This window comes from Streptomyces sp. NPDC043996 (genome assembly GCF_056435225.1).
In genome coordinates this window covers 19206-38815 of the sequence record NZ_JBWKEY010000009.1, presented here as the reverse complement: position 1 = coordinate 38815, position 19610 = coordinate 19206, and the positions used below count along the sequence as shown (strand labels likewise).

The 19610-nt window shown below is 74.8% G+C and carries 12 protein-coding genes; 6 read left to right on the top strand and 6 right to left on the bottom strand.

Annotated elements, in window-relative coordinates; translation table 11 throughout:
• The first annotated feature begins 15 nt into the window (after positions 1–15).
• Entirely contained in the window at positions 16–909 is an 894-nt protein-coding gene (locus tag AC07A4_RS23365; RefSeq protein WP_478601764.1) for a hypothetical protein, read from the top strand.
• Positions 910–979: 70 nt separating this feature from the next.
• Positions 980–5647: a hypothetical protein gene (locus AC07A4_RS23360; RefSeq protein WP_478601762.1), complete on the top strand. Its 4668-nt coding sequence runs from the start codon at positions 980–982 to the stop codon at positions 5645–5647.
• A 58-nt stretch (positions 5648–5705) separates the two neighbouring features.
• Here the strand turns inward: AC07A4_RS23360 and AC07A4_RS23355 are convergent, their stop codons facing one another.
• The 5 genes from AC07A4_RS23355 to AC07A4_RS23335 form a co-directional block, all read right to left on the bottom strand.
• Complete coding sequence (locus AC07A4_RS23355; protein ID WP_478601760.1) at positions 5706–6824, bottom strand: aromatic ring-hydroxylating oxygenase subunit alpha; 1119 nt, start codon at positions 6822–6824, stop codon at positions 5706–5708.
• 11 nt (positions 6825–6835) lie between these two features.
• Complete coding sequence (gene solA, locus AC07A4_RS23350) at positions 6836–8023, bottom strand: N-methyl-L-tryptophan oxidase (RefSeq protein WP_478601758.1); 1188 nt, start codon at positions 8021–8023, stop codon at positions 6836–6838.
• A 56-nt stretch (positions 8024–8079) separates the two neighbouring features.
• Positions 8080–10569, bottom strand: a complete 2490-nt coding sequence (locus AC07A4_RS23345; RefSeq protein ID WP_478602434.1) for a GcvT family protein — start codon at positions 10567–10569, stop codon at positions 8080–8082.
• A 38-nt stretch (positions 10570–10607) separates the two neighbouring features.
• Entirely contained in the window at positions 10608–11693 is a 1086-nt protein-coding gene (locus AC07A4_RS23340; RefSeq protein WP_478601756.1) for an S-(hydroxymethyl)mycothiol dehydrogenase, read from the bottom strand.
• Between the two features lie 284 nt (positions 11694–11977).
• Positions 11978–12790, bottom strand: a complete 813-nt coding sequence (locus AC07A4_RS23335; protein WP_478601754.1) for an IclR family transcriptional regulator — start codon at positions 12788–12790, stop codon at positions 11978–11980.
• A 418-nt stretch (positions 12791–13208) separates the two neighbouring features.
• On the opposite strand from AC07A4_RS23335, the gene AC07A4_RS23330 reads away from it, so the two are divergent.
• Together AC07A4_RS23330 and AC07A4_RS23325 are read left to right on the top strand one after the other, a co-directional pair.
• The gene (locus tag AC07A4_RS23330) at positions 13209–13613 is read left to right on the top strand and encodes a bifunctional 3-phenylpropionate/cinnamic acid dioxygenase ferredoxin subunit (protein ID WP_478601752.1); all 405 of its coding nucleotides are present in this window, start codon (positions 13209–13211) and stop codon (positions 13611–13613) included.
• Positions 13613–14944, top strand: coding sequence for an NAD(P)/FAD-dependent oxidoreductase (locus tag AC07A4_RS23325; RefSeq protein WP_478601750.1), 1332 nt, complete (start codon positions 13613–13615; stop codon positions 14942–14944). Before AC07A4_RS23330 ends, AC07A4_RS23325 begins: the two co-directional genes overlap by 1 nt.
• Before the next feature lie 17 nt (positions 14945–14961).
• Here the strand turns inward: AC07A4_RS23325 and AC07A4_RS23320 are convergent, their stop codons facing one another.
• Positions 14962–15618, bottom strand: coding sequence for a hypothetical protein (locus tag AC07A4_RS23320; RefSeq protein ID WP_478601748.1), 657 nt, complete (start codon positions 15616–15618; stop codon positions 14962–14964).
• Between the two features lie 605 nt (positions 15619–16223).
• On the opposite strand from AC07A4_RS23320, the gene AC07A4_RS23315 reads away from it, so the two are divergent.
• Positions 16224–19172 (top strand): sensor histidine kinase, encoded by a 2949-nt coding sequence (locus AC07A4_RS23315; RefSeq protein ID WP_478601746.1) that lies wholly within the window; start codon positions 16224–16226, stop codon positions 19170–19172.
• Positions 19169–19609: a roadblock/LC7 domain-containing protein gene (locus AC07A4_RS23310; RefSeq protein ID WP_016642949.1), complete on the top strand. Its 441-nt coding sequence runs from the start codon at positions 19169–19171 to the stop codon at positions 19607–19609. Before AC07A4_RS23315 ends, AC07A4_RS23310 begins: the two co-directional genes overlap by 4 nt.
• The last annotated feature ends 1 nt before the right edge of the window (position 19610 follow it).

The following is a 19610-nucleotide window of genomic DNA, read 5'->3' as shown; positions in this document are numbered from 1 at the left end:
CAAGGAGCCGCAGCCGTGACCGACCACCCCGCAGAGCACGCCGCGTGGGGCGAGCCGGACTCCGCCGCGGCTCCGCAGGCCCCCGCCGCGCTCACCCCGGCCGACGCCGCCGACGCCGCCCGCCTCGTCGCGTTCGGCCTCAAGACCAAGCTCCAGCCCGCCCGCGACCAGGAGTACGGCGAACTCCTTCGCCGCTACCGCGAGGACCCGCCCTTCGCCCGCCTCGCCGACGCGGTCGCCACCGGCCTCGGGCTCGTCGTCCTCGAGGTGTCCCCCCGCGCGGGGATGGCGGTCACCGCCGCCGAGGACTCCGTCTTCGCCGTCCGCATGGGCGACTACGCGCGCCGCGCCGCCGCCGACTCCACCGACCGCTTCCTGCACGGCCTCGCCCACCTCGCCGTCGCCGCCCTGGCCTTCCCGCGCCCCGAGGACCTCGCCGACGACGGCTACATCGGCCGGGTCACGGTCAACGGCGTCGATGCCTTCGTCCGCCAGGCCTGCCGCCGCCTGGAGGAGCGCGCCGAGGAACAGGGCGAGAACACCGACCCCGCCACGGACGCCCCCGGCCTCGAAGCCGCCTGGCGGATCTGGGCCCGGCGCAGCGCCACCGGAGCCACCAAGGACGCCCGCAGGCTCGCCGGTTCCACCACCGGCATCGTCGGCAAGGCCGCCGCCTTCCTCACCGAATCCGGCTTCCTCCAGCGCACCGGCGACGACTCCGGAGGGACGTACCGCACGACCGCGCGCTACCAGCTCCAGGTGCGCGACATGGCGGGCACCGCCGCCATGGCCGAGCTCCTGGAACTCGGCGTCGTCCCCGTCACGGACGGCTCCGCGACGCTCCTGCCCCCCGACGACACCGACGACCTGGAGCTGGCGGCCGACGCGGGCCTGCCGTTCCACTCCTGACGCCCCCCGCCGGGGCCCGACGCCCCGCCGTTCCGCACGAGTCACCGACTTACGACGAGAGTCCGCCGCCATGTACGAGCTGTCCCGGGTCCGCCTCTACTCCATCGGTCCTGCCGGTGCCCGCTACGCCGACACCGTCCTCGACCTGCGCGGCGTCGGCGACGTGGTGCCCGACCCGGCGCCCGCGCAGGCGGAGTTCTTCGAGGAGGAGCCCGTCGGCCCGCCGCGCAGGCCCGCGCCCGCCGGAGTGCTCTTCCTGGAGAACGGCGGCGGCAAGTCCGTCCTGCTCAAGCTGATCTTCTCGGTGATGCTGCCGGGCCACCGCAACACCCTGGGCGGCGCCAGCTCCGGCGTGCTCCGCAAGTTCCTCCTCGCCGACGACTGCGGCCACGTCGCCCTGGAGTGGCAGCACACGCTCACCGGCGAGTGCGTCGTCGTCGGCAAGGTCAGCGAGTGGCGCGGACGGCAGGTCTCCAACGACCCGCGGAAGTTCGCCGAGGCCTGGTACTCCTTCCGGCCGGGCCCCGGCCTGAGCCTGGACTCGCTGCCCGTCGCCGAGGCCACCGCCGTGCGGCCCGCCGCGGAAGGCGCCTCCGGCGCGCAGGGCCGCCGCCGCACCATGAAGGGCTTCCGCGACGCCCTGACGGACGCCGGAAAGGCGTACCCGCACCTCGAAGCGCACTGGGAGGAGATCCACGACCGCTGGAACGAACACCTCGGAGACCTGGGCCTCGACCCCGAACTCTTCCGCTACCAGCGCGAGATGAACGCCGACGAAGGCGAGGCCGCGGGCCTGTTCGCGGTCAAGAAGGACTCCGACTTCACCGACCTGCTGCTGCGCGCCGTCACCGACACCCGCGACACGGACGGCCTCGCCGACCTCGTCCACGGCTTCGGCAACAAGCTCGGCCGCCGCTCCGAGCTGATCGCCGAACGGGATTTCACCGCGGGCTCCGTCGACCTGCTCGGCCGCATCGTCGACGCCGCCGAGACCCGGGCACGCGCGCGTGACGTGCACGCGGGCGCCGAGCGGCGCACCCGCACCCTGGCCCGGCGGCTCTCGGCCCGCGCCGTCGAGGAGCGCGGCCGCGCCGCGGACCTCGCCGAGCAGGTCACGGCCGCCGCCCACACAGTCACCGAGGCCGAGCTCGCCCGCGAGCGCTCCGCGCTGATCTCCGCCGAACTGGCCTACCGCCACGCGTCCCTGGCGCTCACCGTCGCCGAGAAGGCCGCGGCCGCCCAGCGCCGCGAGCTCGCCGACGCCCGCACCCTGCACTCCGCCTGGCAGGCCGCCGAGGCCGTCCTGCGCCACCGCGCCGCCGCCGACCGCTCCGCGCGCGTGGCCGCCGCGATCCGCGAGGCCGAGCGGGACGCGGCCCCCGCGCTCGCCGCCCGCGCCACGGCCGCCGCCGATCTCGTACGAGCGCTGCACACCGCCGCCGAAGGCGCCGAGACGCACGCGAACGAGGAAGAGGAGCGCTCCGCCACGCTCCAGGAGACCGGTGAGGCCGCCCACCGCGACGCCACCGCCGCCGCGACCGAGGCCCAGCGGGCCCGCAGCGAGGCCGGACACCTGCGCCAGCGCCTCGCCGAGGTCGAGCAGGAGACCGCCGAGGCCGTCCGCGCGGGCTGGCTCGACGACAGCGCGCCCGACGCCGACCCGGCCCGCGCCGCGCTCGCCGCCAGCGACGCCGAGAAGACCGCGGTCGCCGCGTGGGACGTGGCCCGCGAGGCCGCGCGCACGGCCGCCGAGCGCGCCCGCGAGACCGCCGCCGCGGAGTCCCGCGCCGAGCTGACCGCGGCCCGCGCCGCGGACGCCGCGACCGCCGCCGAGCAGGCCCACGAGGCGGAGCACCGCACCGCCGCGTCCCTCGCCCAGGACGAGCGCCTCGCCGAACTCCTCGGCCTCCCGGGAGCGCCGGGCACGCCCGGCGGGCTGCCGCGGCCGCGCCACGCCGGAGCCGACGCCACCGAGGGCGAAGGACGACCGGACGCCACCGACACGGACGCGACCACCGCCCCCGCGCTCACCGCCGAGGACCTCGACCGCGCCGCCGACGACCTCCGCGGCCTCCTGGACGACGGCGTGGCCGCCGCCGAGCGCCAGCTGTTCGAGCTGCGCACCGCCGCCGCGGACGACGCCCGCATCCTCGGCGCCCTCGGCGACGGCGGGCTGCTGCCACCCGGCCCCGACGTCCTCGCCACCGTCGAGTTCCTCGGCGAGCACGGCATCCCGGCCCTGCCCGGCTGGCGCTACCTCGCGCAGGCCGTCGACCCCGTCGACCACGCGCGCGTGCTCGCCGCCCGGCCCGAGCTGGTCGACGGCGTCGTCATCACCGACCCCGACACCCACGCGCGGGCCCGCGAGGCCCTCGCCGGGGCCGCGCTCCTGCCGCGCTCCACGGTCGCCGTCGGCACGGCCGCCGCCCTCCTCGCCCCGGCCCCGGCGGCCGACGCCGGGGCCGACGGCGACGTGTTCCTCGTACCGCCGAACCCCGCCATGCACGACGAGCTCGCCGCCGACGAGGAGCGGCAGGCCCTGCGCGCCCGCGCCACCCGGCGCGACGACGAGATCCGCGCGCTCGCCCAGCGCCTCGCCAAGGACCGGGAGCTGGCCGCCCGGCTCACGTCCTGGCGCTCCGGCTGCCCGGCCGGACGCCTGGCGGAGCTCGCCGCCGCGGCGAGCGGGGCCCGCGCCTTCGCCGAGGAGACCGAGGCCGAGCTGGCCGAGGCCCGCACCGTGCGCGCCGAGGCCGACGAGGCGGCGGGTGACGCCGCCCGCGTGCGCGACGAGCGGCAGGACGCCGCCCAGCGCGCCCGCCGCGCCGCCGACGCCCTCGCCGGGCTCGCGTTCCGCCTGCGCGAGCGCGCCGGATGGCAGACCAAGCTGCGCGAGCTGGCCGACGACGCCGTCGAGTCCGAGGCCCGCGCCCAGACCTGCCTGGACCGCGCCCGCGCCGCCGACGAGGACCGCCGCGCCGCCCAGCGCGCCGCCGACGACGCCCGCCGCACCGCCCGCGCGCTGCGCGCCGAGCGCGCCGAGATCGCGGGCGCCCCCGAAGACGTCGCCCTGGACGACGAGGCGCCCAAGACCGCGCTGCCCGCGCTGCGCGAGGCCTACCGCGCGGCCTCGCAGCTGTACGAGAAGGTCGGCGTCGGCGCCGACCTGCGCGCCGAGCAGGCCCGCGCCGAGAGCGACGAGTCCGCCGCGCTCGCCGAGCTCGACCGCCTCAGCAACAAGGTCCGCACCCGCGCCGCCCAGCTCCTGGAGGGCACCGACGGCGCGGACGGCCCCTCCCGGCAGGCCGCCGCCGCGCGCGCCGAGGCACAGGTCCAGCTGATCGAGTCCCGCGCGTCCACCGCCAGCGAGCAGCTCGGCCGCCTGCGCGGCGAGGCCGAGCGGCACGCGCCCGAGGACGGCGAAGCGCACACCGAACTGCCCGCGGACCTGGTCCCCGCCGACGCCGAGCACGCCCAGGCGCTGCTGCGCACGGCCACGGGCGAACTGGCCGCCCACACGGAGGCGCTGACCCGGGCGAAGGAGGCGCACGCCGTGCTCCTGCGCACCCACCGCGCCACCGAGGACGCGGCGGGCGGCTTCGACGAGACGGCGGCCCTCCTGCGCGACCTGCTGCGCGAGCACCACGAACCGGAGGACGACGAGCGGCCCGAGCCCCACCCGGGCACCCTGGAGGAGGCCAGGCAGGCCGCCGCCGAGGCCCGCCGCTCGCTGCGCGGCTGCGCCGCCGACCTGTCGGCCGCCGAGACGTCCGTGCGCGAGGCCGGCGACGTCCTCGTCCGGCACGCCAACTCCACCCGCTACGAGCAGGTGCGCACCCCCGCGCGCCAGCAGATCCGCGAGCTGCCCGCCGCCGCCCTGCCCGAGCACGCCAAGAAGTGGGCCGACGCCTTCGCGCCCCGCCTGCGCGTCCTCACCGACGAGCTGGAGCAGCTGGAACGCAACCGCGACAGCATCGTCGACCGGCTGCGCGGCCTCGTCGAGTCGGCCCTGGCGACCCTGCGGTCCGCCCAGCGCCTGTCCCGGCTCCCCGAGGGCCTCGGTGAGTGGTCGGGCCAGGAATTCCTGCGCATCCGCTTCGAGGAGCCCGACCAGGCCACCCTCGTGGAGCGCCTCGGCGTGGTCATCGACGACGCCACCCGCGCGGCCGTGAGGAAGAACTCCGACCTGCGAAGGGACGGAATGTCCCTGCTGCTCAGGGGCGTTCAGGCGGCCCTGGAGCCGCGCGGCATCGCCGTGGAGATCCTCAAGCCGGACGCCGTGCTGCGCGCCGAGCGCGTCCCCGTCGGCCAGATGGGCGACGTGTTCTCCGGCGGCCAGCTGCTGACCGCCGCCATCGCCCTGTACTGCACGATGGCCGCGCTGCGGTCCAACGACCGGGGCCGCGACAAGCACCGGCACGCGGGCACGCTGTTCCTGGACAACCCCATCGGCCGCGCCAACGCCACCTACCTCCTGGAGCTGCAGCGCGCGGTGTCCGACGCCCTCGGCGTCCAGCTGCTCTACACCACCGGCCTGTTCGACACGACCGCGCTCGCCGAGTTCCCCCTGGTCATCCGGTTGCGCAACGACGCGGACCTGCGGGCGGGTCTGAAGTACATCAGCGTCGAGGAGCACCTGCGGCCCGGCCTGCCGCAGGAGCAGCAGGCCCCGGCCGAGGAGACGGTGCACGGGGAGATCACGGCGACGCGCATGTTCAAGCGGCCCGCGACGGCCTGAGGCCCGGGGCGCCCGACCGTCGACCGCCGCTCATCGGGGGGGGGGCGGGGAACCGGGGTCAGGCGCCCACCCGCCGCGTCACCCACGCGTGGAAGCCCCCGATGTGGTGCTCGGTCGGCACGAGCACCCCGCCGTGCCGGTAGGCGCGCGAGTCCATGGCGGGCTGGGTGCGCTCGCACGCCGCGAAGTCCTGCTCGTTGACCCGGTGGAACAGCTCCACCGACTTCGACAGATCGGCCCCGGAGGCCACCACGCCGGGCGCGTACAGCCAGTCGCACTCGACGACCGTGCGGTCCACGGCCAGCGGGAACACGCGGTGCAGGATCACATGGTCCGGTACGAGGTTCACGAACACCGACGGCTTGACCGTGATCGCGTAGTAGCGGCGGTCCTGCGCGTCGGCGACGTCCGGAAGGCGGCCGAAGCCCTCGCTGCCGTCGACGGTGAAGCCGCGCACCCCGTCGCCGAACGCGGCCCCGTGCCCGACGTAGTACTGCGCGGCGAAGCCGTCCGTGAACTCCGGCAGGACGTCGGTCAGTTCGGGGTGGATGGTCGCGCAGTGGTAGCACTCCATGAAGTTCTCGACGATCAGCTTCCAGTTGGCGCGCACGTCGTAGCGGACGCGGTGGCCGAGCGCCAGGTCCTGGGGCCGGTAGCGCTCGACGGCCGCAGCGTCGCCGAGCCGCTCGGTGGCCTCGGCGACCACCGTCTCCTCGAACGGCGGCGGCTCGTCGGCCAGGCACACCCACGCGTACCCGAGCCACTCCCGCAGCGCCACCGCGACCAGGCCGTAGGCGGACCGGTCGACGTCGGGCATCCTGCTGAGGTTCGGCGCGGCGACGAGCTGGCCGTCCAGGCCGTACGTCCAGGCGTGGTACGGGCATTGGAGGGCGCGCCGGACCTCGCCCTCGGCGTCCGCGCACAGCCGCGCGCCCCGGTGGCGGCACACGTTCAGGAAGGCGCGCAGGCCGCCGTCGCGGCCCCGGGTGACCAGGACGCTCTCACGGCCGATCTGGACGGTGCGGTACGCGCCGGGGCGGGCGAGGTCGCCCGCGCGCACCGCGCACACCCACAGCGCTTCGAAGACGTGCTCCTGCTCGCGCCGGAACACCTCGGGGTCGGTGTACGCACGGCCGGGCAGCGTCGCGATGAGGCTCGCGGTCACCTGAGTCGTCACGTCGGTCCTCCTCAAACGGGCGCGGCGGCGGGCGCGGGGGCGGCCGGTCCGGTGATCCGGCGCGGGTCGAAGAGCTCGATGGGGTGCGCGGTGGTGCCGTCGAGGGCGAGGTCGGCGACGATCTCGCCGACGACCGGCACGAACTTGAAGCCGTGCCCGGAGAACCCGCACGCGACCGTCACCGACTCCGGGTGCGCGGGATGGCGCGTGATCACGAAGTGCTCATCGGGTGTCGTGGTGTACATGCAGGTCACGGCCTTGAGCGGCCGTCCCGGAAGGAGCGGTATCCGCGGTGCCATGTGGTCGGCCATCGCGGCGACCTCGTGCGGGTGCACGGTGCGGTCGATGGTGTCGGGGGTGCAGACGGTGCCCTTGCGGAAGAAGGCGACCTTCGCGCCGAGGTCGGGGCCGTCGATCGCGGGGAAGCCGTACACCTGGACGCCCCGCGCGTCCTCCCACACGTAGATCGGATGGTGCTCCGGCAGGAACGGGCCCACGCCGCCGGTCGGCTGGAACCAGTGCATGATCTGCCGCTCGATCGTGAACGGCACCCCGAGGTCCGCGAGCAGCTCGGGCGCCCACGCCCCCGGACAGATCACCAGCTGGCCCGCGGTGTAGGTGTCCTCGGGCGTGTGCACGCGCACGCCGCCCCCGTACGGCTCCCACCGGATGACGGGCTCCTGGAAGCGCAGTTCGGCGCCTTGGCGGGTGGCGAGCTGGAGATGGGCGGTGACGGTGTTCTCCGGCCGGACCAGACCGGCCCGCTCCTCGTAGAGACCGACCTCTTCGGAGCGCGGCGTCAGCGTCGGGAAGCGGCGGCGGATCTCGCGGGCGTCCAGCATCTCGTGCGGCAGCCCCCAGGTCTCGGCGGACAGCCGCGCCCCGGCGACCACCCGCCCCTCCGGCAGGCCCAGCATGATGCCGCCGCACAGCGTGGCGATGTCGCGGCCGGTGTCCCGCTCCAACCGCTCGTACAGCTCGTACGCGCGCAACAGCAGCGGTACGTACGCGGGGTCCTCGAAGTAGGACTGGCGCGTGACCCGGGAGCCGCCGTGGCTGGAGCCGCGCCGGTGCACGGGTCCGAACCGCTCCAGGCCGAGGACGCGGGCCCCGCGCGCGGACAGGTGGTGGGCGGCGGCGCTGCCCATGCCGCCCAGGCCGAGCACGATCACGTCGTACGTGGGGGTGGTGCGGGACACGAAGCCTCCAGGGAGAGTGGCGGGACACCGGGAGCACGGTGTGCCCGGTGGTTCGGCTAGCGTCTGATACGGGTCATCCGGGGGTCGAACAGCGGCTCGTCGGCGACCGTCGCGGGCACCCGCTCACCGAAGTACGCGAGGTGCGCGGCGGTGCCCGCGGGCAGCGGCGGCAGCCAGGCGTACGCGACGCAGCGGCCCAGCGTGTAGCCGTACGAGGCACTGGTGACGTACCCCGCGCGCGCCCCTTCGACGTACACCGGCTCATCGCCGAGGACCACGGCGGCCGGATCGTCCAGGAGCAGCGGGGTGAGCCTGCGGGTGAGGGGCCCGCGGCCCTGGAGCGCCGCGCGGCCGACGAAGTCGCCTTTGTCCATGCGGACGGCGAAGCCGAGGCCCGCCTCGTACGGATCGTGCTCGGCTGTCATGTCCTGGCCCCAGGCGCGGTACCCCTTCTCCAGGCGCAGGCTCGTGAACGCGGAGCGCCCGGCCGCGACCACGCCGAGCTCGCGCCCGGCCTCCCACAGCGTGTCCCACAGATGGAGGCCGAGGTCGGCGCTGGTGTACAGCTCCCAGCCGAGCTCGCCGACGTAAGAGAGGCGCAGCGCCGTCACCGGCACGGGGCCGACGTAGGTCTCGCGCGCCTTGAAGTAGCCGAACGCCTCGTGCGAGAAGTCCTCGCGCGTCAGCGGCTGGACGAGCGCGCGGGCCAGCGGCCCCCACACGCCGACGCAGCACGTCCCCTGGGTGATCTCCCTGATGTGGACGTCGTCCGGGGCGTGCCACTGTAGCCAGTGGAGATCGGCGGGGGAGTTGGCGCCGACCTGGAAGCGGTCGGGGGCGAGCCGTGCCACGGTCAGGTCGGAGCGGATGCCGCCCGCCTCGTCGAGAAGGAGGGCGTAGGTGACGGAACCGGGCTTCTTGCGAAGGTTGTTGGTGGTCATGCGCTGAAGGAAGGCCAGGGCGCCGGGTCCTGTGACCTCCAGACGGCGCAGCGGCGTCATGTCGTACAGGGCGACCCGCTCGCGCGTCGCCCGCGCCTCGGCCGCGGCGATCGGGGACCAGTGGCGGGCGGACCAGGCGTCCCGCGCGGGCACCTCCAGGCGCTCGGCGAGCGGCGCGTTCGCCTCGTACCAGTGCGGGCGCTCCCAGCCGCCGCCCTCCAGGAAGTGGGCGCCGAGCTCCAGCTGCCGGGGGTAGAAGGGGCTGACGCGCAGGGGGCGCGGCTGGTCGAGGGGCTGCGCCGGGTGGATCACGTCGTACACCTCGACGAACTGCCGGGCGCCGCGCCGCGCCACGTACGCGGGGGAGCGCTGCGCGCCCTCGAAGCGCGTCAGGTCGCAGTCGTGGACGTCGGTCGCGGGCCTGCCGTCGACCATCCACTCGGCGACGGCCTTGGCGACGCCCGCGGAGTGTGTGACCCACACGGCCTCGGCGAGCCAGAAGCCGCGCAGTGCCGGGGACTCGCCGAGCAGGGGCATGCCGTCGGGAGTGAAGGAGAACACGCCGTTGAAGCCGCCCTCGACCGCCGACTCCTTCAGCGCGGGCAGCAGCGCGCGGCAGTCCTGCCAGCTCGGTGCGAAGTCCTCCTCGGTGAAGGGGTACACCGACGGCATCGGGCGCACCGCGGGCCCCGCCGCCGGGGTGCCACCACCGGCGGCGGCGTCGTCGTACGAGGGCACGGCGAACGGGTCGACGGGCAGCGGGCGGTGGGCGTACGAGCCGATGCCGACGCGGTCGGTGTGCTCGCGGAAGTACAGGTCCCGGTCCTGGAACCGGAGGATCGGCCGGGAGGCCTCGGTCCGGGGGTCGTTGACGCCGGCGAGTTCGGGCAGCGGCCGGGTCCACGCGTACTGGTGGGCGAGCGGCTGCAGCGGTACGTCGACGCCCGCCATCCGTCCGATCACCGGGCCCCAGAGGCCCGCCGCCGACACGACGTGGTCGGCGGGGAACGTGCCGCGGTCCGTGACGACCGCGCTGACGCGGCCTTCGGCGCGTTCGACGCCGGTGACCGTGTGCCGGTCGAGGAAGCGGGCGCCGCGGGCCGCGGCCCGCTCGATCTGGGCGCGGCAGGCGAGGACGGCGCGCGCGATGCCGTCGTCGGGGGTGTGCAGACCGCCGAGGACCTGGCCGGTGTCGAGGAGCGGCCACAGCTCCGCGCAGCGCTCGGGGCCGACGACCTCCGCGCGGATGCCCCAGGACGCCGCGAGGCCCGCCTTGCGGCGCAGATCGGCCCAGCGCTCCGGGGTGGTGGCGAGCTCCAGACCGCCGACCGGATGGAAGCACGAAAGGCCGTCCACGGTCAGGGAGCCGAACTTCCGCACGGTGTACGCGGCGAACCGGCTGAGCGTCCGGGACGGGCTGGTCTGGAAGACAAGGCCCGGCGCGTGCGAGGTGGAGCCGCCGGGCGCGGGCAGCGGGCCCTGTTCGAGGACGGTCACGTTGCTCCAGCCCCGGGCGGTCAGCTCGTCGGCCAGCGAGCAGCCGACGATCCCGGCGCCGATGACGACGACGCGCGGACCACGGGGCGCACCGGACGCGGCGGCCAGCGGACCGTGGGACGCACCGGGCGCACCGGGCACGGCGGTCACAGGACCACCACCGACCGCAGCACCTTGCCGCCCCGCATCCGGGCGAACGCCTCCTCGACCTCGTGCAGCGCGATCCGCTCACTCACGAAGGCGCCGAGGTCGAGCCTGCGCCGCACGTACTCGTCGACGAGGATGGGGAAGTCCCTGGTCGGCAGGCAGTCGCCGTACCAGGAGGACTTGAGCGCGCCGCCGCGCGAGAACAGCTCGATCAGCGGCAGTTCGACGGTCATCGCCGGGTCGGGCACGCCCACCTGGACGAGGACGCCCGCGTGGTCGCGCATGTGGAAGGCCTGGAGGTACGTCTCCGGGGTGCCGACCGCGTCGATGGCGACGTCGACGCCGAAGCCCCCGGTGAGTCCGCGCACGGCCTCGACCGCGTCCGTGCCCCGGGAGTTGACGGTGTGCGTCGCCCCGAACCGCGTCGCGCCGTCGAGCTTCGCGTCGTCGACGTCGATGGCGATGACGCGCCGGGCCCCGGCGAGTGCGGCCCCGGCGACGGCGGCGCAGCCCACGCCGCCGCAGCCGATCACGGCTACGGTGTCGCCGCGGCGCACGCCGCCGGTGTGCACGGCGGCGCCGTACCCGGCCATCACACCGCAGCCGATGAGGCCCGCCGCCTCCGGGCGTGCCGCGGGGTCGACCTTCACGGCCTGGCCCGCCGCCACCAGCGTCTTCTGCGCGAAGGCACCGATGCCGAGCGCGGCGGTCAGCGGGGTGCCGTCCAGGAGCGTCATGGGCTGGGCGGCGTTGCGGGAGTCGAAGCAGTACCAGGGGCGGCCGCGCAGACAGGAGCGGCAGCAGCCGCAGGGGGCGCGCCAGGCGATGACCACGTAGTCGCCCGGCCGCAGGTCGTGGGCGCCTTCGCCGACCGCCTCGACGGTTCCGGCGGCCTCGTGCCCGAGCAGGTAGGGGAAGCCGTCGCCGACCGCGCCCTCCCGGTAGTGCAGATCCGTGTGGCAGACGCCGCAGGCCTGCACGGACACCAGTACCTCTCCCGGTCCGGGATCCGGGACGACGATCGTCTGCACCTCGACGGGTGCGCCCTTCTTCGTGGCGACGACGCCACGGACCTCGTGTGGCACGGCCAGGCTCCTCTGCGGAACGGTGCGCGATGGCGCGCAACGCGGGCTCTTGTTGCGTACTCCACGATCAGTTGCGTCATCAGAGACATCCGGAGACATCCAGGGACATCGTGCGAGCGGCATCAAGGAGCCGTCAAGGGTGCGGCGCGGCGAGCTGCGGCGGGATGGTCCGGCGCGGCGCGATGGCCGGGCGTTCGCTGGCGTTCCCTGACTTTCCCGACGCTTCCCGGCGCGCGGCAGGCGGTGGGCGGCAGGCGGCAGGCGGCAGGCGGTGGGGGGTGCCCTCAGAGGCCGTACCCCATGCGGCGGGAGAGCTCCATGGCCGCCGTGACCGTGCGCTTGGCCAGCTCGGTGAGCCGGTCCTCGGTCAGCCGGTACACAGGACCGGACGCGCTGAGTGCCCCGATGACCTTGCCGTCGTGCCCGCGGACCGGGGCCGCCACGGCCGCGAGGCCCACCTCGAGCTCCTCCATGGCGCTCGCGAAGCCCTGCTCGACGACGGTCTCCAGCTCGCCGCGCAGCGCCGCCGTGCCCGTCACCGTGTGCTCGGTGAGCCGGGGCAGCGTACGGGCGATCAGGCCCTCGCGCAGCGTCGTCGGCAGGTGCGCGAGCAGCACCTTCCCGCTGGACGTGGCGTGCAGCGGGGTGCGCCTGCCGAGCCAGTTCTGGGCCGTCACGGACGCGGGGCCGCGCGCCTGCGTGATGTTGACCGCGGCGTCGTCGTCCAGGACCGCGATGTTGACCGTCTCGCCCAGTTCGTCGGCGAGTTCGCGGCAGACGGCGCCGCCCTCCTGGGAGATGTCCATGCGCACGGCCGCCGCGCCCGCGAGGCGCAGCACGCCCGCGCCGAGGAAGTACTTGCCGCGGTCCTTGGCCTGGCCCACCAGGCCGCGGTTCTCCAGGACGCCGAGCAGCCGGAACGCCGTCGACTTGTGTACGCCCAGCTCGTCGGCGATGTCGGTGACCCCGGCCTCGCCGTGCCGCGCGAGGATCTCCAGGACGCTCACGGCTCGGTCCACGGACTGCACCGAGCCCGCGGCGGGCCGGGACTTGCGCCGCTCCTCGGTCTGGTCAGGGCTTTTCGGCGTGCGCGTCATATCTCAACTCTCACCCTTGGGCGGCCGGTTGGTGCCGCGTGTCGGGGAGGCCCTTGACGGCGTGGGCCTCCCCCCGGATTCTGTTGCGCAGAGCACTCTCCGGTGCGCCATATGAAACTTCATGTTACCGAACGGTCCCAGGCTGAAACGGCCTCGGACGCGAGCCGAGGTCCCGGCTCCGGGCCGGAACCGAAGCCAGTCCCCCCGGGGCCGCGTGAGCCGAGCCTTCGCGACCGCGCCGCCTTCCTGACCGTGCAGCCGTCGCGACCGCGCGGCCCTCGCGACCGCGCAGCCGCACAGCCGCACGCCCGCACAGCCCGCCCCACCCGCAGCCCGCCCCACCCGCACATCCGAGCTCCCAGCGCCGAGACACCGTCCGACCGAGAGATCCAGACCGAGAGATCCAGAGGGACGCATCATGATTCCCGTCTGCCGCCTCGACGACCTCCCCGCGGGCGAGTCCGTCCGCCTCGACACGACCCCGCCCATCGCGGTGTTCCACGCGGACGGCGGGCTGTACGCCATCGACGACACCTGCAGTCACCAGGACGCCTCCCTCGCGGACGGCTGGCTGGAGGGCTGCCTCATCGAATGTCCCCTGCACGCCGCCTCGTTCGACCTCAGGACGGGGGAGCCGACGTGCCTGCCCGCGCGCCGCCCCGTACGCACGCACCGCGTCAGCGTGGTCGACGGCGTGATCCACGTACACGCCCCCGCCCTCGCCCACACTCATGCCCCCGTCCACACCCATGCCCACGTCACCGGCTCGCCCCCGGTCCCGGCCGAGGCGAGCCCGATGGCGGGCGAGGGCTCCGCCGCGTGATGCGGACCGTCACCGTGGTGGGCGCCTCGCTCGCGGGACTCCACGCCGTCCGCGCGCTGCGCGCCCAGGGCTTCGACGGCCGCCTCGTGGTCGTCGGAGCCGAACCGCACGCACCGTACGACCGCCCGCCCCTGTCCAAGGAGTTCCTCACCGCTCCGCCCCCGGGCACGGAGCCCGGCACCACCGGTGGCCAGAGCGATGCGACCCACCTCGCCCTGGCCGACGACGACGAACTGGCGGAGCTGGACGCCGAGTGGCTCCTCGGCACCCCCGCCACCGGCCTCGACCCGGGCGGCCGCGCGGTCCTGCTCGCCGACGGCCACGCGGTGGTCGGCGACGGTGTGGTCATCGCGACCGGCGCCACGGCCCGCCACCTGCCCGGTCCGCCCCTCAGGGGCGTGCACACCCTGCGCACCCTCGACGACGCCCGCGCGCTGCGCGCCGCCCTGACCGGCGGCCCGCACCAGGTCGTGGTGATCGGCGGCGGCTTCATCGGGGCCGAGACGGCGTCGTCGTGCGTGACGCTCGGCCATGACGTGACCGTCGTCGAGGCGGCGCCCCTGCCCCTCATCCCCCAACTCGGCCCGGACATGGCGGCGTTCTGCGCCGATCTGCACCGGCGCGGTGGTGCACGGCTCCTCACCGGCACAGGAGTAGCGCGGCTGCACCCGGCGCGGCCCACCAAGGGCCCGGCCGCCGTGACCAGCCCTGGCGGCGGAAGCTCCGGCGCCGCCACCGGGCCCGGCGGCTTCAGATCCGGCTCCAGGACCGGCTCCAGATCCGCCCCCCGGGCAGCCGTCGCCGCCGTGGAGCTGTCCGACGGCCGCCTCCTGCCCGCCGACGTGGTCGTGGTCGGCATCGGTGCCCGCCCCAACACCGCCTGGCTCGCCGGGACATCGCTCCACCCGGGCGACGGGCCGCGACCCGACGGCGTCGCCTGCGACGGCGGCTGCGTCACTGCGCTGCCGCAGGTGGTCGCCGTGGGAGACGTGGCCCGCGTCGCCGGTACCCGCGCGGAGCACTGGACGAGCGCCACCGAGCAACCCCGCACGGCGATACGGAACCTCCTCGCCGGACGCACGGTGGAGGCCGTCGGCGGAGTGCCGTACTTCTGGTCCGATCAGTACGGATCGCGCCTTCAGTTCGCGGGCCACCGCCCGCCCGGAGCCACCGTCCGCCTCATGGAGGGCGGCACCGGTCCCGATGACGAGGGCTTCCTCGCGGTCTATGAGCATGAGGGCCGCCCGACGGCCGTGCTGGGGGTGAACCGGACCCGTGCCTTCACACGGGCACGGCGAGGACTGCTGGCGCGGGACGCGGCCGCCGTGTGAGACGGCATCGGCAGGGCTCAGGAGTGGGACAGCTGCCGGGCCGCGCCCCGCCCGCGTATGTCCTCCTTGGCCCGGGCGGCCGCTCGGGCCGCGCGACGGGCCCGGCGCCGCTCGCGCCGGAGGCGGCGGGCCGTGCTGCTGGGTGCCGACACCACGCCGTCGCGCTGGTTCCACACCTGCCGGGTGACCCAGACGTCGAGCACGCCCCACGTGGCCACGACGGTGCCGGCCACACTGCTGAGGATCATGGGAAAGGCCAGCCACGACTCGGCCATCGCGCAGAAGAACGCGGTCATCGCCTGGATCAGTGTCAACGCCACGATGAGCACGGCCCGCACGGCGGCCGTGCGCACCGAGTCCGGAAGCCGGGGGCGGCGTGCGGGCTCCTCGACCCACAGCGGCCGCCGCCGCGACGCGGGCACGCCGTGCTCGAGCGCGGCGAACCCGCCCGGCGGCCCGCCCCGCCCGGCCTCGGCACGCGGCTCCGCCTCATGAGGAGCCCCGGACGCGGCCGCCCCGCCGTCCCGAGCAGCCGCGTCCCGCGCCCCGGCTCGGGTGAACCCGGCCTGCCCCGCCCGCTCCGTTTCCGTCCGCGCCCCCAACTCCACGTCAGCACGCGCCGCTTCACCACTCGTGCGCCGCCCAGGCGTCCGGCGGCGCTCCGTCGTTCCCATCAACTCGTCACTCCCCCCGCTGTCTTGCGCCGCGTCGCAGCGCGCCCCGCACTGCGCTCTTCGTGCGCCCCGCGCCGTACGACGCGCGGTGTGCGGCACGGTGTGACACGGCCGCCGAGAGTCATCCGCCTGACTCTCTGCTTGCTGCCCGTTTTACGCTGTTTTACGCAACGTGCCTCGGCGTACATCGGCGTGCATCGGCCTCCCTCGCCGCTCACCCTCGCGCGCTCCGCCCTCACGCCCCCATCCGTCCGTGCGGCCCCGCGCTCACCTCTCGTACTGATCGACGAACGAGCGCCGCCAAAGATTCCCGCGCCGTACGAGAGTCGCTGAATGGGGTGATCGGTTCCGTTCGGCGCATAGATCAGGCCAACTGGCCTTGGTCGCAAGGGTGATGAGGCCGCCCGGCCTGCGGTTCATGGGGGAGGCAATCTCCCGCAATGGGTGGACAACTGCTGACGCCCCTTTCGCGTCACGGCTGAAAAGCGTCCGGATGTGCCTTCGAGTTGCCCGTGCGTCAGTAGTAGGCTCGCGCCGTTTGTTGACGCACATGCGTGCCCCTGGGTCTTTCGCGCGGCTGCAAGGGGCCCGATCTGGGGGAGGCCATGCGCTTTCGCGGGAAGTCGATCCGCCGGAAGATCGTGGCATTGCTGCTCGTGCCGCTCGTGTCCCTGACGGCGATCTGGGGATTTGCCACCTTCGTCACCGGGCGTGAGGCCAACAAGCTGATCGATACCGCGTACATCATCGACGACTTGGCCAAACCCATCCAGGACACCGTCCAGGTCGTCCAGGAGGAGCGCCGCCAGACCCTCGTCTACCTCGCGGACCCGCGCGCTTCGGACGCGCTCGCCGCCCTGCGCAGCAGCCGCGACGCCACCGACGAACTCATCGCCAAGGTCACCTCGGCCGCCCACGACTCCGACTCCCGTGACGTGCTCGACGGCAGGTCCGAGGAACGCCTGACCGCCGTCCTCGACGCCTTCGGCGGCATCGACGCCCTGCGCCGCACGGTGGAGGAAGGCACCATCAGCCGCGACAAGGCGCTGGTGATGTACACGCGCCTGACCGACCCCTGCTACGGCTTCCTCACCACGCTCAACGCCCTGGACGACGTAAGCATCACCGCGCAGAGCCGCGCGCTCGTCGGAGTCGACCAGGCCCGTGAACTCCTCTCCCGCGAGGACGCGTTGATCGCCTCCTCGCTGGTCGTGGGCACCGTCACGAGGAGCGACATCCGCCAGGTCACGGACCTGATGGCGCAGCGCTCCCTGCTCCTCGACACCAGCCTCGCCCAACTCCCCGACGCCGAGCGCGAACGCTACGAGCGCTACTGGAACGGCGCCGAGACGACACGGCTGCGCGAGGCCGAGAAGAACCTGGCCCGCTCCGCACCCGGCACCCCGCGCGCGGTCACCTCGTCGGTCTGGAACCAGGAGGCGGGCAAGGTCCTCCTCGGCCTCGCCGAGCGGAACGACGCCGCCATCGACCGCCTGCGCGACCGGGCCCGCCCCGAAGCCGTCAACGTGATCGTGCAGTTGGCCATCGCCGGTGTCGTCGGCCTGGTCGCCGTGGTCGTCTCCATCGTCCTGTCCGTACGCATCGGCCGCGCCCTCATCCGCGACCTGCGCCGACTGCGTCTGGACGCCCACGAGGCGTCCGGCGTGCGCCTGCCCGGCCTGCTGCGGCGCCTCGCGGCGGGCGAACAGGTCGACGTCGAGACCGAGGCGCCCCGCCTGTCGTACGAGAAGGACGAGATCGGCCAGGTCGGACAGGCCCTGAACACCCTGCAGCGCGCCGCCGTCGAGGCCACCGTGAAACAGGCCGACCTGCGCCGCGGCGTCTCCGAGGTGTTCGTGAACCTCGCCCGCCGCAGCCAGGTCTTGCTGCACAAGCAGCTCACCCTCCTGGACGCCATGGAGCGCAGGACGGAGGACACCGACGAGCTGGCCGACCTGTTCCGCCTCGACCACCTGACCACCCGCATGCGACGGCACGCCGAAGGCCTCGTGATCCTCTCCGGCGCCGCACCCTCCCGGCAGTGGCGCAAGCCCGTCCAGCTCATGGACGTCGTCCGCGCGGCCGTCGCCGAGGTGGAGGACTACGAGCGCATCGAAGTGCGCCGCCTGCCCCGCATCGCCGTCACCGGCCCCGCGGTCGCCGACCTCACCCACCTCCTTGCGGAACTCCTGGAGAACGCCACGGTGTTCTCGCCCCCGCACACCGCGGTGCAGGTCCTGGGGGAGCACGTCGCCAACGGGTTCACCCTGGAGATCCACGACCGGGGCCTCGGCATGGCCTCCGAAGCACTCCTGGACGCCAACCTCCGCCTCGCGGAGACCCCCGAGTTCGAACTGTCCGACACTGACCGACTCGGCCTCTTCGTAGTCAGCCGTCTCGCCCAGCGCCAGCGTGTCCGCGTCTCCCTGCAACCCTCTCCCTACGGAGGCACCACCGCCGTCGTCTTCGTCCCGGAGTCGCTGCTCACCGACGACGTGCCCGACACCGATGGCGTCGGCTTCCGCCTCGACCGGCCGCAGCCCGCGAAGTCCCTGAGCGGCGGCGACCCCACGCGCGACCGCTCGACGCCCCTCGCCCGGGTCCCCGCGGAGCTGCCCGGACTGCCCGCCTCCGTTCTGGACGGTCCGGTCGAGCTGGAGGCACCGGTCGGCATGGCGAGCCTCGACGGCTTCCCGGGCGCCCTCGCGGACCTGGAGGACAGCGAGAGCGAGCGCGGCGGCCTCTTCCGCCCGCGCCGCCGCACCGCCACGAACCCCGGGGAACAGCACCAGCAGGCGCGGGACGAGCGAGAGCCGGGCCCCGGCGAAGCCGCCCGCGCCCCCGCGACGCCCCGCCTCGACGCCCCCGGCGCCGACGACGTCCTGGACGACGAGCGCCCGCCCGGTGCGGCCGTGCCCTTGCCGCGCCGCCGCGCCCCGAAGCTGGTCTCCTCGCACGGCCGACGCGTCGGCCCGGCCCGCACCCGGGACGCGGAGCCCCCGGACCCCGCCCCCACGCGCGCGGACCTCGACCTGCCCCGCCGCCCGCGCCCCGACGGCGCCTGGCCCGACCTCATCGAGCCGCAGCCGCAGTCGGGCCTCCGCGGCACCCCGACCGACCCGGGGCCGCTCCCGCCCCAGCGCCACCCCGCGGCCGGCGCGCTCCCCGCCACCACCCGCACGGAGACAGCGCCCGGCGCGGACCGGAACCGGCCGGCAAGGACGGACAGAGCACCCATGGACCGGGCCGCAGGCAGCACCGAGACGCCGCCCCGCGCCGCGCACCAGGACTCCGGCGCGCCCGCCCCGGGCGGTCTGCCGCGACGGGTCCGGCAGGCCAGCCTCGCCCCGCAGCTCAAAGAGAGCCCCGACCACCGCACGCGTACCGCCGCCCCTGCTCCGGACCGGCCGGAGGAGCGCGACGCCGACGAGGTACGCAGCCGGATGGCCTCGCTGCAGCGTGGCTGGCAGCGCGGCCGTGAAGAGAACGCCGCGGGCGACAACGCCCCTGACGGCGCGGCACCAGGAACGACATCTGAGGGGGACGGTCGATGACCGCACCGAAGGCCGACGCACGCACCACCGCGACCGGGGGGTCGGGCGAGCTGAACTGGCTCCTCGACGACCTGGTGGAGCGCGTCGCCAGCATCCGCAAAGCGCTCGTGCTCTCGGGCGACGGCCTGCCCACGGGCGTGTCCAAGAACCTGACCCGCGAGGACAGCGAACACCTCGCCGCCGTCGCCTCCGGCTTCCACAGCCTCGCCAAGGGCGTCGGCCGCCACTTCGATGCGGGCAAGGTCCGGCAGACCGTCGTCGAGCTCGACGACGCCTTCCTGTTCGTGACCGCCGCGGGCGACGGCAGCTGCCTGGCCGTCCTCGCGGACGCCGACTCCGACGTCGGCCTGGTGGCGTACGAGATGACGCTGCTGGTCAAGAGGGTGGGTGTGCACCTGGGTTCGGCGCCGCGCACCGACCTGCCCACGGGAGGGTAGT